This window comes from Ramlibacter aquaticus (assembly GCF_015159745.1).
Lineage (GTDB): Bacteria > Pseudomonadota > Gammaproteobacteria > Burkholderiales > Burkholderiaceae_C > Ramlibacter > Ramlibacter aquaticus.
The window spans coordinates 1-14,725 of sequence record NZ_JADDOJ010000096.1; the positions used below are offsets into that span (position 1 = coordinate 1).

At 70.2% G+C, this 14,725-nt stretch carries 14 protein-coding genes; 4 read left to right on the forward strand and 10 right to left on the reverse strand.

From position 1 onward, the window contains the following. Nucleotides 1-112 precede the first annotated feature (112 nt). The 8 genes from IM725_RS17590 to IM725_RS17625 form a co-directional block, all read right to left on the reverse strand. The gene (locus IM725_RS17590; protein ID WP_193781951.1) at nucleotides 113-847 is read right to left on the reverse strand and encodes a lysophospholipid acyltransferase family protein; all 735 of its coding nucleotides are present in this window, start codon (nucleotides 845-847) and stop codon (nucleotides 113-115) included. After that, on the reverse strand, nucleotides 847-1,419 hold the full coding sequence (gmhB, locus tag IM725_RS17595; RefSeq protein ID WP_193781940.1) for a D-glycero-beta-D-manno-heptose 1,7-bisphosphate 7-phosphatase: 573 nt from the start codon (nucleotides 1,417-1,419) through the stop codon (nucleotides 847-849). Before gmhB ends, IM725_RS17590 begins: the two co-directional genes overlap by 1 nt. Further along, the gene (gene glyS, locus IM725_RS17600; RefSeq protein ID WP_193781941.1) at nucleotides 1,416-3,524 is read right to left on the reverse strand and encodes a glycine--tRNA ligase subunit beta; all 2,109 of its coding nucleotides are present in this window, start codon (nucleotides 3,522-3,524) and stop codon (nucleotides 1,416-1,418) included. The genes gmhB and glyS overlap by 4 nt, the downstream gene beginning before the upstream one ends. A gap of 3 nt (nucleotides 3,525-3,527) precedes the next feature. Then, nucleotides 3,528-4,433, reverse strand: coding sequence for a glycine--tRNA ligase subunit alpha (gene glyQ, locus IM725_RS17605; protein ID WP_193781942.1), 906 nt, complete (start codon nucleotides 4,431-4,433; stop codon nucleotides 3,528-3,530). A gap of 30 nt (nucleotides 4,434-4,463) precedes the next feature. Further along, nucleotides 4,464-5,984: an apolipoprotein N-acyltransferase gene (gene lnt, locus IM725_RS17610; protein WP_193781952.1), complete on the reverse strand. Its 1,521-nt coding sequence runs from the start codon at nucleotides 5,982-5,984 to the stop codon at nucleotides 4,464-4,466. Between the two features lie 62 nt (nucleotides 5,985-6,046). Beyond that, complete coding sequence (locus IM725_RS17615) at nucleotides 6,047-6,925, reverse strand: HlyC/CorC family transporter (protein WP_193781943.1); 879 nt, start codon at nucleotides 6,923-6,925, stop codon at nucleotides 6,047-6,049. A 109-nt stretch (nucleotides 6,926-7,034) separates the two neighbouring features. Next, on the reverse strand, nucleotides 7,035-7,694 hold the full coding sequence (locus IM725_RS17620) for a GNAT family N-acetyltransferase (RefSeq protein WP_193781944.1): 660 nt from the start codon (nucleotides 7,692-7,694) through the stop codon (nucleotides 7,035-7,037). An 88-nt stretch (nucleotides 7,695-7,782) separates the two neighbouring features. After that, entirely contained in the window at nucleotides 7,783-8,265 is a 483-nt protein-coding gene (locus IM725_RS17625; RefSeq protein ID WP_193781945.1) for an Lrp/AsnC family transcriptional regulator, read from the reverse strand. Nucleotides 8,266-8,372: 107 nt separating this feature from the next. On the opposite strand from IM725_RS17625, the gene hppD reads away from it, so the two are divergent. Beyond that, the gene (gene hppD / locus IM725_RS17630) at nucleotides 8,373-9,527 is read left to right on the forward strand and encodes a 4-hydroxyphenylpyruvate dioxygenase (protein WP_193781946.1); all 1,155 of its coding nucleotides are present in this window, start codon (nucleotides 8,373-8,375) and stop codon (nucleotides 9,525-9,527) included. Here hppD and IM725_RS17635 read toward each other — a convergent pair. Together IM725_RS17635 and IM725_RS17640 are read right to left on the reverse strand one after the other, a co-directional pair. Continuing rightward, nucleotides 9,493-10,152: a Crp/Fnr family transcriptional regulator gene (locus IM725_RS17635; RefSeq protein ID WP_193781947.1), complete on the reverse strand. Its 660-nt coding sequence runs from the start codon at nucleotides 10,150-10,152 to the stop codon at nucleotides 9,493-9,495. The genes hppD and IM725_RS17635 overlap by 35 nt on opposite strands. Nucleotides 10,153-10,180: 28 nt before the next feature. Then, nucleotides 10,181-11,095, reverse strand: a complete 915-nt coding sequence (locus tag IM725_RS17640; RefSeq protein WP_193781948.1) for an esterase/lipase family protein — start codon at nucleotides 11,093-11,095, stop codon at nucleotides 10,181-10,183. Between the two features lie 41 nt (nucleotides 11,096-11,136). Between IM725_RS17640 and IM725_RS17645 the strand changes: the two genes are divergently transcribed. From IM725_RS17645 to IM725_RS17655, 3 genes are read left to right on the forward strand one after another with little or no spacing between them, the layout of a single operon-like run. Continuing rightward, nucleotides 11,137-11,859 carry an FFLEELY motif protein gene (locus IM725_RS17645; RefSeq protein WP_193781949.1) on the forward strand — a complete coding sequence of 241 codons (723 nt, stop codon included), beginning with the start codon at nucleotides 11,137-11,139 and terminating at the stop codon, nucleotides 11,857-11,859. A 44-nt stretch (nucleotides 11,860-11,903) separates the two neighbouring features. Further along, the gene (locus IM725_RS17650) at nucleotides 11,904-13,586 is read left to right on the forward strand and encodes an AMP-binding protein (RefSeq protein ID WP_193781950.1); all 1,683 of its coding nucleotides are present in this window, start codon (nucleotides 11,904-11,906) and stop codon (nucleotides 13,584-13,586) included. Next, entirely contained in the window at nucleotides 13,583-14,506 is a 924-nt protein-coding gene (locus IM725_RS17655; protein ID WP_287065129.1) for an MBL fold metallo-hydrolase, read from the forward strand. Before IM725_RS17650 ends, IM725_RS17655 begins: the two co-directional genes overlap by 4 nt. The last annotated feature ends 219 nt before the right edge of the window (nucleotides 14,507-14,725 follow it).

Consider the following 14,725-nt stretch of genomic DNA (forward strand, 5'->3'; position numbering starts at 1 on the left):
GTCCTGGTCTTGGGGGGTTGGGCTGCCGGCGGATCGAAGAAATCGAAGGCGAGCTGCAGCAGCGGGTGCATGGGCGATGAGTTTAGCGGCTCGCCCGTGCCGCCACTGCGCATTATTTGTAGGCTTCGGGGTCCAGCCGGTGCATTTCCGATTCGATCCAGGCCTCGACCTCGCGCATCAGTTCCTCGGGCTCGCGGCCCTGGCTCGGGATCGGCTTGCCGATGGACACGTCCACCACGCCCGGGCGCTTGATGAAGGCCTTGCGCGGCCAGACCTTGGCCGAGGTGACCGCGATGGGCACCACCGGCGCGCCGGTTTCCACCGCCAGGCGCGTGCCGCCCGACTTGTAGTTGCCCTTCTGGCCGCGCGGAATGCGCGTGCCCTCGGGGAACATGATGATCCACACGCCCTGCGCGAGCAGGCGCTTGCCCTGCTCCACCACCTCGTAGAACGCCCGCGCGCGCTGGCTGCGGTCGATGTGGATCATGTCCATGCGGCCCATCGCCCAGCCGAAGAAGGGCACATGGATGAGCTCACGCTTGAACACATAGGCCAGCGGGTGCGGCATCAGCGTGGGGATCAGGAAGGTCTCCAGCGTGGACTGGTGCTTGACCAGCAGGATCGCCGGCATCTTCTCGCCCAGCGGCAGATTCTCGTAGCCCTGCACGCGCACCTGGATGCCCAGCAGCAGGCGTGCGCCCGTGATCTGCCAGCTCAGCCAGCGCACGGCCAGCCACCACATCTGGGTGCCGCTGGACCAGATGCTGGCCACCACCATCACGATGGCCCAGGGGACCACCGTGACCAGCATCAGCAGCAGGTGAAGGACGGAGCGGATGAAGGCCATCACGCGGCCGCCGGCACGCTGGCGCGGCGGTTCTGGATCAGCCACTCGGCGAAGGTGCCCAGGTCCTCGTGCACGCGGGTGCCCGGCGGGTAGCTCGCGGGCAAGGGGCGGCCGCGCAGCGCGGCGCCCTTGCCGGTCAAGACCAGGTGCGGCTCGCAGCCCGCGGCCACGCCGGCCTGCAGGTCGCGCAGGCCGTCGCCCACCACCGGCACCCCCTGCAGGCTCAGGCCGAAGCGGTCGGCGATCTGCTCGAACAGCCCGGGCAGGGGCTTTCGGCACTGGCAGCCTTCGTCGGGCGAATGCGGGCAGTAGAAGACGGCGTCGATGCGCCCGCCATGGGCCGACAGCATCTTGTGCATCTTGGCGTGCATGGCGTTCAGGGTGGCGACGTCGAACAGGCCGCGGCCCAGGCCGGACTGGTTGGACGCGATGACCACGTGGAAGCCGGCATGGTTCAGGCGTGCGATCGCCTCCAGCGCGCCGGGCAGCGGCTGCCACTCGTCGGGCGACTTCACGAAGTCGTCGCTGTCGGCGTTGATGGTGCCGTCGCGGTCGAGGATGACCAGCTTCATGCGGCCAACCGCGAAAGGTCGGCCACGCGGTTCATGGCCTGGTGCAGCGTGGCCAGCAGGCCCAGCCGGTTCAGGCGCAGGTCGGCGGCCTCGGCGTTGACCATCACCCCGTCGAAGAAGGCATCGACCGGGCCGCGCAGCGCGGCCAGGGTGCGCAGCGAGCCGGTGTAGTCGCCGGCGTCGAACTGGGCCGCGGCCTGGGGCGCCACGGTCTTCGTCGCCGCATGCAGGGCCTTCTCGGCGTCCTCCTGGAGAAGCAGCTCGCTCACGTGCGCATCCACCGTGCCCTCGGCCTTCTTGAGGATGTTGCCGATGCGCTTGTTGGCGGCCGCCAGCGCGGGCGCCTCGGGCAGCGCGGCGAAGTCGCGCACGGCCTGCAGGCGCTTGGCCACGTCGCCCAGGCGCTGCGGACGCAGGGCCAGCACCGCGTCCACTTCCTGGGCCGAGTAGCCCTGGTCGCGCAGCAGGCCGGCGAGGCGGTCGTAGAAGAAATCCATGAGCTGGCCGTTCACCGCGGGCCCGGCCTGCGGGAACAGGCCCAGCGCGGCGGTGACGATCTCGCCCAGGGCGAGCGGCAGGTCCTGCTCCATGAGCATGCGCACGATGCCCAGCGCATGGCGGCGCAGCGCGAAGGGGTCCTTGTCGCCGCTGGGCAGCTGGCCGATGGCGAACAGGCCGGCCAGGGTCTCGATCTTGTCGGCCAGCGCCACCACCAGGCCAGTGCGGTTGCGCGGCAGCGCGTCGCCGGCGAAGCGCGGGCGGTAGTGGTCCTCGATGGCGAAGGCGATCTCGTCGCCCAGGCCGTCGTGCTGCGCGTAGTAGCGGCCCATGATGCCCTGCAGCTCGGGGAACTCGCCCACCATGTCGGTCAGCAGGTCGGCCTTGGCGAGCTGCGCCGCGCGGTCGGCCTCGTGGGCCAGGTGGTCGTCGCCCAGCGCGGCGCCGATCACCCTGGCCAGGGCACGCACGCGCTCCACGCGCTCGCCCTGGGTGCCCAGCTTGTTGTGGTAGACCACCTTGGCCAGGCCGGGCACGCGCTCCTCGAGCGACTTCTTGCGGTCCTGGTCGAAGAAGAACTTGGCGTCGGCCAGGCGCGGACGCACCACGCGCTCGTTGCCGCCCACCACGGCGCTGGCGTCCTGCGGGCGGATGTTGCTCACCACCAGGAAGCGGTGCGTGAGCCGTCCGTTCGCATCCAGCAACGGGAAGTACTTCTGGTTGGCCTTCATCGTGAGGATGAGGCACTCCTGCGGCACTTCGAGGAACTCGGTCTCGAAGGCGCAGGTGAGCACGTTGGGGCGCTCCACCAGGGCCGTGACCTCGTCCAGCAGCGCATCGTCCTCGATGGGGCGCACGCCGCCGCCGACCCGGGCCGCGGCCTCGGCGAGTTGGCGCGCGATCTCGGCGCGGCGCGCGTCGAAGCCGGGGATCACCGCGCCGTCGCGCTCCAGCGTCGCGGCGTAGCTGTCGGCCTCGGCCAGGGTGACCGGGTCGCGCGCGGCCTCAAAGCGGTGGCCGTGCGTGTCGCGGCCGGCCGAAAGTCCCAGCACCTCGATGGGCACCACCGCGCTGCCGTGCAGGGCCACCAGGCCGTGCGCCGGGCGCACGAACTTCACGTCGCTCCAGCCGTCGGCCAGCTGGTAGGTCATGACCTTGGGAATGGGCAGCTTGCCCAGCGCGTCCTGCACCGCCTTCTGCAGGCCCTCGGCCAGCGAGGCGCCGCGCACCGTGCTGTCATGGAACAGGGCTTCGGCCTTGCCGTCCATCGCCCGGCGCAGGCCGGCGACGGCCGCTGCGTCGGCGCCCAGCGACTGCAGCTTCTTCAGCAGCGCGGGCGTGGGCTGGCCGTCGGCCGTGAGGCCCACGCTGACCGGCATCAGCTTGCTGGAGACCGCGCGGTCGGGCGCCTGGGCGGCGACGTTCGTGAGGTGCACCGCGAGGCGGCGCGGCGAGGCGTAGGCCGTGACGGCCGAAGCCCCGCTGGCCAGGCCCTGCGTGCGCAGCGCGTCGGCCACGCCGTGGGCGAAGGCATCGCCCAGCTTGCGCAAGGCCTTGGGCGGCAGTTCTTCGACGAAGAGTTCGACCAGGAGGTTGGCGTGGGACATGGTTCAGGCCGCTTTCTTCTGCACGTCGGCCACCCACTCGCGCGGCGCCATGGGGAAGCCCAGGCGCTCGCGGCTCTCGTAGTAGCTCTGCGCGACGGCGCGCGCGAGGTTGCGGATGCGGCCGATGTAGGCGGCACGCTCGGTCACGCTGATCGCGCCGCGCGCGTCCAGCAGGTTGAAGGTGTGGGCCGCCTTGAGAATCTGCTCGTAGGCCGGCAGCGCCAGCTGCTGCTCCATCAGGTGCTTGGCCTGTTTCTCGTAGGCGCCGAAGGCGGTGAACAGGAACTCGGCGTCGCTGTGCTCGAAGTTGTAGGCCGACTGTTCCTTCTCGTTTTGCAGGTACACGTCGCCATAGTTCATGGTGTCGGTCCACTTCAGGTCGTAGACGTTCTCCACGCCCTGCAGGTACATGGCCAGGCGCTCCAGGCCGTAGGTGATCTCGCCGGTGATGGGCTTGCAGTCCAGGCCGCCCACCTGCTGGAAGTAGGTGAACTGCGTAACTTCCATGCCGTTGAGCCAGACCTCCCAGCCCAGGCCCCAGGCGCCCAGCGTGGGGTTCTCCCAGTCGTCCTCGACGAAGCGGATGTCGTTCTTCTTCAGGTCGAAGCCCAGGGCCTCCAGCGAGCCCAGGTAGAGCTCCAGGATGTTGGCCGGCGCCGGCTTGAGCACCACCTGGTACTGGTAGTAGTGCTGCAGGCGGTTGGGGTTCTCGCCGTAGCGGCCGTCCTTGGGGCGGCGGCTGGGCTGCACGTAGGCGGCCTTCCAGGGCTCGGGGCCCAGCGCGCGCAGGAAGGTGGCGGTGTGCGAGGTGCCCGCGCCCACTTCCATGTCGTAGGGCTGCAGGAGCGCGCAACCCTGCGCGTCCCAGTAGGACTGCAGTCTCAGGATGATTTGCTGGAAGGTGAGCATGAACCGGTCGCTGGGGGCAAACCGGCAATTTTACGTTCGTGCGCGCCTTCGCCACGCGGCAGCGCCCAGGACCGCGGCGCCCAGCAGCCACAGCGGGGCCAGCCCCAGTCGGGAGACCCAGGCCGCGTAGGGCGTGAGGCCGTTGCGCCCCTGCACCTGGCCGTCCAGCACGCCGCGCGTGAGGCGGGGCAGCAGGCGCTGCACGCGGCCGTCGTGGCCGATGATGGCGGTGGCGCCGGTGTTGGTGGCGCGCAGCATGGGCCGGTCGAACTCCAGCGCGCGCATGCGGCTGATCTGCAGGTGCTGGTCGATCGCCAGCGAATCGCCGAACCAGGCGATGTTGCTGACGTTCACCAGCACGGTGGGCGCGGTGGCCGGGTCGCGGAAGGCGCGGCCGATCTCCTCGCCGAACAGGTCCTCGTAGCAGATGTTGGGCGCCAGCCGCTCGCCCTGGAACACGAAGGGCGGCTGCGGCAGCGCGCCGCGGTTGAAGTCGCCCAGGGGGATGTCCATCATCTGCGTGAACCAGCGGAAGAAGGGCGGGATGAACTCGCCGAAGGGCACCAGGTGGTGCTTGTCGAAGCGGTAGGCGGTGTCGCCGCGCGTGATGCCGATGACGGAGTTGGTGTAGCCCTCGCGGAAGCCGCCCAGCGGGATGCCCACCAGCAGCGCCCGGCCGGGGGCCTGGAAGTGCGCCGCCAGGTCGTCGAACCAGCCTTCGGGCAGCTGCTGCGGCAGCAGCGGGATGGCGGTCTCGGGCGCCACCACCAGCTGCTGCGGCGCTGCCAGCATCTGCGCCTTGTACCAGGCCAGGGCCTGGGGCACGCCGGTGCGGCCCTGGAATTTCTCTTCCTGCGGGATGTTGCCTTGCAGCAGCGCGATGCTGAGCGTGCCGGTGGGCAGGCCCCGCACCGGCAGCGCCCAGGCCAGGCCCAGCAGCAGCGCCACCAGGACGGCCGCGAGCGCGTCGCCACGGCCCAGGCGCGGCGCCCGGCCCGCGGGCTGCACAGCCGTGGCGGCCTGCCGCCCCGTGCGCCACCCCTTCGCGAGCAGCCGTGCCAGCGCCAGGCCGCCGGCGCCGGCCAGCAGCGCCGCCACGAAGCCGATGCCGTACACCCCCACCCGGCTGGCGAGCCCGGCCAGCGGCCCGTCGGTGTGGGCGTAGCCGCCCGCGCCCCAGGGAAAGCCGGTGTAGAAGCTGCCGCGGGCCAGCTCCGCCAGCAGCCAGGCGGCGGCGAAGACCAGCACCCGCCCGGTCATGCCGGCCGGCCGCCACGCGACGGCGGCCGCCGCGGCCAGCGCGTAGTCCAGCGCCAGGAAAGCCGCCAGGGCCAGCACCGCGGCGCCGGCCAGGAGCGCCGGCAGGCCGCCGTAGGTGTGCATGGAGATGAACAGCCACCAGAAGGTGCCGCACAGCCAGGCGGTGCCGAACAGCCAGCCCAGCAGCGCGCCGCGCCGGGCGCTGCCGCAGCGCTCCAGCAGGCCGGCGAGGACCGCCAGCGACAGCAGCTGCAGCCACCAGGCCGGCTGGCCGCTGCCCGGCAGGGCCATGGACGCTGCCTGGGCCAGCCCGGCGGCCAGCGCCAGGAGGACGGAAACCGCGCGCAAGCGCTTCAACCCGTGGCGTCGTCGGCCACCGCCGGCGAGACCTTGAACCAGCGCACGGCGCCGCCCTTGGTGTGCAGCACGACGAAGTTCAGGCCGGCCATGGTGTGGTGCTCGCCACGCTTGGGCACGTGGCCCATCTCGTGCGCGATCAGCCCGCCGATGGTGTCGAAGCTGTTGTCCGGGTCGGTGGGCGCCAGCCTCACCTCGAAGGCTTCCTCGACCCGCTCGATGGCGGTGTCGCCGCTCACCCGCCAGGTCTTGTCGGCCAGGCCGAAGATGTCGCCCTCGTCCTCGGCGATGTCGAACTCGTCCTCGATCTCGCCCACGATCTGCTCCAGCACGTCCTCGATGGTGACCAGCCCGGCCACGCGGCCGAATTCGTCGATCACCACGGCCAGGTGGTTGCGGTTGCCGCGGAACTCGCGCAGCAGGTCGTTCAGGCCCTTGCTCTCGGGGATGAAGGAGGCCGGGCGCAGCAGCGCGCGGATGTTCAGCTCGGGCGCCCGCTGCAGCTTGAGCAGGTCCTTGGCCATCAGGATGCCGATGATGTTCTCGCGGTCGCCCTCGTAGACGGGGAAGCGCGAGTGGGCCGTCTCGATGACGATGGCCAGGATCTCGTCGAAGGGCGCGTCGATGTTGACCAGGTCCATGCGCGGCGCAGCCACCATCACGTCGCCGGCGGTCATGTCGGCCATGCGGATCACGCCCTCGAGCATGACGCGGGACTCGGCCCCGATGATGTCGTTGTCCTCGGCCTCGGCGAGCGTCTCGATCAGCTCGGCCCGGGAATCGGGGCCGGGATGGATGAACTCGGCGATCTTCTGCAGGAAGGTGCGCTTGTCCTCCTTTTCAGGATGGACGCGCGCAGGGTGCGGGTCGGACACGGGGACGTGCAGTCGTTGGGGAATCCATAGGATAGCCCAAAGGCATGTCAGGCATGGGGCAGCGCCGGCCGCCGGCCCTGCGGGCCCCGGCTGCGCCGCCGCGACGGGATCAGGCGGCCGAGCGGTGGCGCGCGTCGCGCACGCCTTCGCGCACCTCGCGCACCGAGGCGAGGAATTCCCAGAAGCCCTTGGCCTGGGCCTTGAGGCCGTAGTCGACACGGGCCAGCTGTTCCTCGACCAGCTCGGTCATGCGCGTGTCCAGGGTGGCCTGCGGCAGCCGCAGGTAGGCCTCGGTCTCGGTGCCCTCGCGCTCCAGCGTGGCGCCGCCGTTGCGGGCGATCTTGATCATGGCCGTGTTCTCGGACAGCGCATGGATGAAGAGCAGGTCGACGCCCTCGTTGCGGGCGTGCATGACGGCCCGCTCGAACAGGCGGCTGCCCAGGCCCTTGCCGCGCGCCTTCTTCAGCACCGAGACGCCGAACTCGGCGCAGGCGCGGTGCGTGGCGTCCTCGGACAGCGCCAGGTGGGCAATCGCGATCAGCTCGAGCTTGCGGTTGTAGATGCCGAAGATCTCGTCGCGCTGGAAGTCGAGCTGGTCGACATACCGCTGGATCTGCTCGTCGGTGGCCATGTAGCCGAAGCGCAGGTAGCGGTCGTCCTCGTCCAGCGACTTCAGGTGGTGGGCAATCCGGTCACGGTGGCTGGGGCCTAACGATCGGATAGGCACCACCACGGGGGAGCGGCTGCTGACTTCGTGGGTCTCGCTCATGGGCTCCAATGTACGGGTTTCCCCTAGGTTGTGCCGCGTCACGGCTGAGTTTCCACGGCTCGCAGGTGGTTTTACCTACCGTCCTGTGTCATATCGGCACCGCCGTCGTTCCCTTGACCCGGTCCATGACGAAGCTGGTCCGGCAGTCCTGCACGGAGGGGTGCTTGAGCAGGGTGTCCATCATGAAGCGGCTGTAATGCGCCATGTCGGCCACCACCACCCGCAGAAGGTAATCCATGTCGCCGGTCAGTGCCGCGCATTCGACCACCTCGGGCCAGCCCTTCACGCTGGCGCGGAACAGGTCCATGGGGTTGCGCTTGTGGCTCTCGGTGTGCTTTTCCAGGCGCACGCTGAGGTAGGCCGTCAGGCCCAGGCCCACGGCCTCGGGCCGCACCAGGGCGACGTAGCGGTCTATGGTGCCCGCCTCCTCCAGCCGCCGCACACGGCGCAGCACCGCGCTGGGCGACAGGCCCACCGACTCGCCGATCGCCTCGTAGGTTTCGCGCCCATCCTCCTGCAGCCGGCGCAGGATGGCCCGGTCGAGCTTGTCGAGTGACTGTTCTTGGGCCATGGCGCAATTTTATTGCGCTCTTGGGTAACTTTGCGCCTGACAACGCCGGAAAAGTGAGAGCTGGCGCGCCTAGAGTGGAGCCCTGCACAACGCCGCCGGAGACCCGCATGAACCAGGCCCTGCCCGAGACCGTGACGAATGAAGCCGCCGCCTGGGAGAACCCCATGGGCACGGACGGCTTCGAGTTCATCGAATACGCCGCCCCCGACCCGCAGGCCATGGGCGAGCTGTTCCTGCGCATGGGCTTCCGTCCCATCGCGCGCCACCGGCACAAGAACGTGGTGCTGTACCGCCAGGGCGGCATCAACTTCATCGTCAACGCCGAGCCGGATTCCTTCGCCCAGCGCTTCGCCCGCCTGCACGGCCCCAGCATCTGCGCCATCGCCTTCCGCGTCCAGGACGCCAAGGCCGCCTACGAGCGGGCGATCTCGCTTGGTGCCTGGGGCTACGCCGGCCAGGCCGGCCCGGGCGAGCTGAACATCCCGGCGATCAAGGGCATCGGGGACAGCCTGATCTACCTGGTGGACCGCTGGCGCGGCAAGAACGGCGCGCAGGGGGGCGAGATCGGCAACATCGGCTTCTTCGACGTGGATTTCGAGCCCCTGCCCGGCGCCGGCGCGGACGCGCTGGACCCGCCCGGCTGCGGCCTCACTACCATCGACCACCTGACGCACAACGTGCACCGCGGCCGCATGGCGGAATGGTCCGCCTTCTACGAGCGCCTGTTCAACTTCCGCGAGGTGCGCTACTTCGACATCGAGGGCCAGGCCACGGGCGTGAAGAGCAAGGCCATGACCAGCCCCTGCGGCAAGATCCGCATCCCGATCAACGAGGAAGGCAACGAGAAGGCCGGGCAGATCCAGGAATACCTGGACCGCTACCACGGCGAGGGCATCCAGCACATCGCCCTGGCCTCGAAGAACCTCTACGCCACGGTGGACGAATTGCAGCTGGCGGGCGTCTCGCTGCTGAGCACCAGCGAGACCTACTACGAGCTGCTGCCGCGCCGCATCCCGCGGCTGGCCGAAGACCTCGACGCCCTGAAGCAGCGCAACATCCTGGTGGACGGGGAGCCGGGCGAGCTGCTGCTGCAGATCTTCAGCGAGAACCAGCTGGGCCCCATCTTCTTCGAGTTCATCCAGCGCAAGGGCAACGAGGGCTTCGGCGAGGGCAACTTCAAGGCCCTGTTCGAGACCATGGAGCTGGACCAGATGCGCCGGGGCGTGCTCACCAGCGCGCCGGCAGCTTCCGGCGCAGCGTGATGCGGCGGTTGCCCAGCTCGATGTAGCCGCCTTTTTCCAGGTCTTTGAGCAGGCGGCTCACCATCTCGCGCGAGGCGCCGACCCGGCAGGCGATCTGCAGGTGGGTGATCTGCTGCAGCGTGACGGGCCGCTCGGGCTGGCCCGGGCCCTGCTCGCCCTCCAGCATGCGCACCACCCGGCCGTACACGTCCATCAGGGCGATGCTGCGCGCCGTCTGGGTGACGTGCCGCAGACGGCGCGTCATGCGCGTGAGCAGCTCCATCGCCAGGCCCGGCTCGCGCGCGGCCTCGGCCTCCACCGTGTCCCGGCTCACCACCACGCAGACACTGGGTTCCAGCGCGACGGCCGAGGCCGGACGCGGCCCGCCGTCCAGGCAGGCCTCGGCGAAGAAATCGCCGTGCTCCACCGTCTCGTAGGTCAGCTCCCGGCCGCCCCGGCCACTGGAGAACATGCGGACCTTCCCGCGCAGCAGCACGAACATGGAATCGCCGGGCTCGCCCTCCTGGGCGATCAGCCCGTTCTTGGGCACGGTCAGGACCCGGCCCCGCCCGGCCAGGGCCTGCAGGCCGGGGCTGACGGCGGCGAACAGGCGTTCATCGATCGCGGACACGCTCATCTCGGTCATGGACATTCCTCCTGGAGTCGGAAAAACTCTAGAGGGGCGGGTCCTGAAGCAACGCCAACGTCTCCGAAACGACGTTTTCGAGGAACGCAAGGTCGACATGGGCCACGCTTTGCAGGAGGCGGTTGTCGGCGCCGGGCAAGGTGGCCGTCCAGGGCGGGAAGACGATGTTGTCGCACGCGCTCCACCAGCAGGTGAAGCGGCTGCCGGCGTGCACCGGGTCGTGCGTCAGCGCCTGCAGCCAGCCGCTCGCCAGCCGCATCTGCCGCGCGCTGGCGCTGCGGCTGAAGCGGGCCAGCCAGGTGCCGCGGTGCGGCGTGCCCAGGGTGACGATGCGGTGCACCCGCGCCAGGCCGTCGAAGTCGCGCAGCCAGGCGCGGGCCACCAGCCCGCCCATGCTGTGGCACACCAGCAGGGGCGGCAGGCCGGTGGCCGCCGTCACGCGCTGCACCGCCTGCTCGACCACGGCGAGGTCGGCGTCGATGGCGCCGAAGGCCGGCTCCAGGTTCACCGCGACGAAGGCGTGTCCCTGGCGACGCACCCGGGCCAGCCAGGGCGTCCAGAACCCACGGTTGCACATGAAGCCGTGGATGAACACGACGCCGCGCCGGCCCCGGCAGGCGGGGTCCAGCCAGTCGGGCTCGGCGCGCCACAAAAAGGGTTGGCGCCAGCCGAAGACGCGGGGCGCCTGCCGCACCTCGCCCCACCAGGCCCGCAGCAGCTGCGCGGCCGTGGGCACCGGCGCGGGCGCGAAATCCCCTACGGCGCGCAGCAGGCAGAACTCCAGCGCCAGCACGCCGGCGTAACCGCCCACGATGAGGCCCGCACCGAGCAGCGCCAGCCCGGGCCTGGCGGGCCACCAGGCCAGGGCCCAGGCGATCGCGGCCAGCGCGCCGCCGACCACCAGGGCCTGCTGGAGACTGGCGATCGAGGAGTGCTTTTGCACCACGTCAGTATGCACGCCCGGCGCCGGGGCTAGACTGGGCCATGGACAGCGCCGAACGCATCCGAGCCGCCGTTGCACGGGTCCAGGCCCTGCGCGCCGCCCCCGCGAGCGACTCGGTCATGGCCATCAAGCGGCTGCAGTCGCGCCGCTTCGCGGGCAGCTATGCGGACCTGATCGCCGCCGGCGGACCAGCGGCGGATGCCACCCGCTTCTTCCTGGAGGAGCTGTATGGCGACCGCGATTTCCGCGAGCGCGACGCACAGTTCGCGCGCATCGCGGGCACCTTGCAGACCCTGTTCCCGGCCGCCGTGACCGCCACGGCGGTCGCGCTTGCCGAGCTGCACGCGCTGACTGAGTCCCTGGACCTGGACATGGCCCGTGCCTGGGACGCTCTGCCTGGCGAGCCGGCCGCCCGGCGCTACCTGCAGGCCTGGCGTGCCGTGGGCCAGCCGCTGGAGCGGCGGCGCCAGCTCGCGGACGTGCTGGCCTTGGGCCGCGACCTCGGCCGGCTCACACGCACGCCCGGCCTGGGCATGATGCTGCGCATGATGCGGGGGCCGGCCGCGACGGCGGGCATGGGGGCCTTGCAGCGCTTCCTGGAGGCCGGCTTCGACACCTTCGGCCGGCTGGCGCGGCAGCACGGCGTTGAGGCATTCCTTCACACGGTCGACCTGCGCGAGAAGGCGCTGATGGACCTGCTGTTCGAGGGCGAGCTTGTCGCCTGCGAGACCGGCCTGCTGCGCCTGTTGGGAGAAGCCCCCTGATGGCCGGGAGCGGCCGTGACCACAATCGCCCGCAAGGAGACACCATGCAGAGGATCTGGCTCGACAGCTACCCCGAGGGCGTGCCGCACGACGTGAACCCGGCCAGCTACCGCTCGCTGGTGCAGCTGCTGGAGGAGTCGTTCCGCAGGAACGCGTCGCGGCCCTTCTCGGTGTGCATGGAGCGCTGGATGCGCTATGACGAGCTGGACACGCTGTCGGCGGCGCTGGGGGCGTGGCTGCAGTCGCGCGGGCTCGCGCCCGGGGCGCGCGTCGCCATCATGCTGCCCAACCTGCCGCAGTTCGCGGTGACCATGGCGGCGGTGCTTCGCGCGGGCTATGTGTGCGTGAACGTCAACCCGCTGTACACCGCGCGCGAGCTGGAGCACCAGCTGCGCGACTCCGGTGCCGAGGCCATCGTAATCCTCGAGAATTTCGCCCACGTGCTGGCCGAGGTGGTGGAGCACACGGCGGTTCGGGAGATTGTGGTCACGGCCGTGGGCGACCTGCTGGGCGGGGCCTACGGCGCCTGGGTGACCTTCGCGGTGCGCCACCTCGCGCGCAGCGTGCCGGCCTACCGCATCCCGCTGGACGCCGGGCGTGAAGTGACGCTGCTGCGCCAGGCGCTGGCCCAGGGCGGCCGGCTGCAACTCCAGCCGGTGCAGCCCGACCTGGACGCCACGGCCTTCCTGCAATACACGGGCGGCACCACCGGCCTGTCCAAGGGTGCTGTGCTCAGCCACGGCAACGTGGTGGCGGCGATCCTGCAGGCGGAGGCCTGGTTCTCGCCGGCGCTGGCGCGCATCGGCGAGTCGAACCGCATCAACACCATCGCGGCGCTGCCGCTGTATCACATCTTCGCGCTGACGACCTGCCTGCTGACCGTGCGCTGGGGCGCCATGCTCACGCTGGTGCCCAACCCACGCGACGCGGCCGGCTTCGTCGAGGTGCTGGCCAAGCGGCCCTTCCACCTGCTGCCGGCCGTGAACACGCTCTTCAACACCCTCCTGCAGCAGCCCAAGTTCCGCACCCTGGACTTCTCGCAGCTGTGCCTCTCGCAGGCCGGGGGCATGGCCGCCTCGGAAGGCACGGCCCGCCTGTGGCAGCAGGTGACCGGTTGCCCCATGGTCGAAGGCTGGGGCATGAGCGAGACCTGCGCCGTGGGGACCAACAACATCGTCACCCAGCGCGAGTTCAGCGGCACCATCGGCCTGCCGCTGCCGGGCGTCGATCTCGCCATCAAGGACGACGACGGCCGGGACCTGCCCTTGGGCACCCGCGGCGAGATCTGCATCAAGGGCCCCAACGTGATGCGCAGCTACCACCAACAGCCGGAGGAGACGGCCCGGGCCTTCACCGCCGACGGCTACCTGCGCACGGGCGACATCGGCTTCATGGACGGGCGCGGCTACACCAGGATCGTCGACCGCAAGAAGGACATGATCCTGGTCAGCGGCTTCAACGTCTTTCCCAACGAACTGGAGAACGTGATTTCGCTGTGCCCGGGCGTGGTTGAATGTGCCGCCGTGGGTGTGCCGGACGAGAAGCAGGGCGAGGCCATCAAGGTGTTCGTGGTCAAGAACGACCCGCTGCTCACCGAGGAGGCCGTGATGCGATACTGCCGTGAGAACTTCACCGGCTACAAGGTGCCGAAGTACATCGAATTTCGCGACGACCTGCCCAAGACCAACGTCGGCAAGATCCTTCGCCGGGAGCTGCGATCCACGTGACTACCGCTCTGCCCCAGGGTGTCGCCGTGCTGGAGCGCGGCTGGCTGTCCTCCAACAACATCGTGTTCCACGGCGAGGGCGTCAATGCCGTGGTCGACACCGGGTATGTGACCCATGCCGCGCAGACGGTGGCCCTGGTCGAGCACGCGCTCGGTGGCCGCCCGCTGGCGCTGGTGATTTCCACGCACCTGCACAGCGACCACTGCGGCGGCAACGCCGCCCTGCAGGCGCGCTGGCCGCAGGCCCGCACCCTGGTGCCGCCGGGCCAGGCCGAAGCCGTGCGCCGCTGGGACCCGGTGGCGCTCAGCCATGCACCCACGGGCCAGCGTTGCGCGCCCTTCCGCCTGGACGGCGTGCTGGAGCTGGGCCGCGGCATCCGCCTGGGCGACGCCGAGTGGGAGATCCACGCGGCGCCGGGGCATGACCCTCATGCGGTGATGCTGTTCGAACCGATCAGCGCCACGCTGATCTCGGCCGACGCGCTGTGGGAAAACGGCTTCGGCGTGGTGTTTCCCGAGCTGGAGGGCGAGGACGCCTTCGACGCCGTGGGCGCTTCGCTGGACCTCGTGGAGCGCCTGCAGCCGCGGGTGGTGATTCCCGGCCACGGCCGGCCATTCGGCGGCGATGCGGTTGCGCCGGCGTTGGCCCGCGCCCGCAGCAGGCTGGCCGCCTTTGTCGCCTCACCCCGGCGCCACGCCTCGCACGGCGCCAAGGTGCTGCTCAAGTTCAAGCTGCTGGAACTGCAATCGGCGCCGCTGGATGGGTTCCTCGCGTGGGCAGGGGGAACGCCGCACCTGGAGACCGTGCGCTCTGTGCATTTTCCTGAGCTGTCCATGGACACCTGGCTGCGTGGCCTCGTCGACGAGCTCGTGCAATCCGGCGTGGCCGCCCGTTCTGGGGACAGGCTGGACAACGCCTGAGGGTCGCCGCGTCAGCGGCAAGCCCCGAAAAATCAGTGCTTGAGAACGCGCGCCCGAGCGGTGCTCCAGCGCATGTGCCAGCGCAGATGCCAGCTGTGCCGTTGCAGCGCAATGAGGTCGCACAAAGACAAAAGCCCGCCTTTTGAGGGGCGGGCTTTTGAGGGCTGTAAGAGCCTGACGATGTCCTACTTTCACACGGGAACCCGCACTATCATCGGC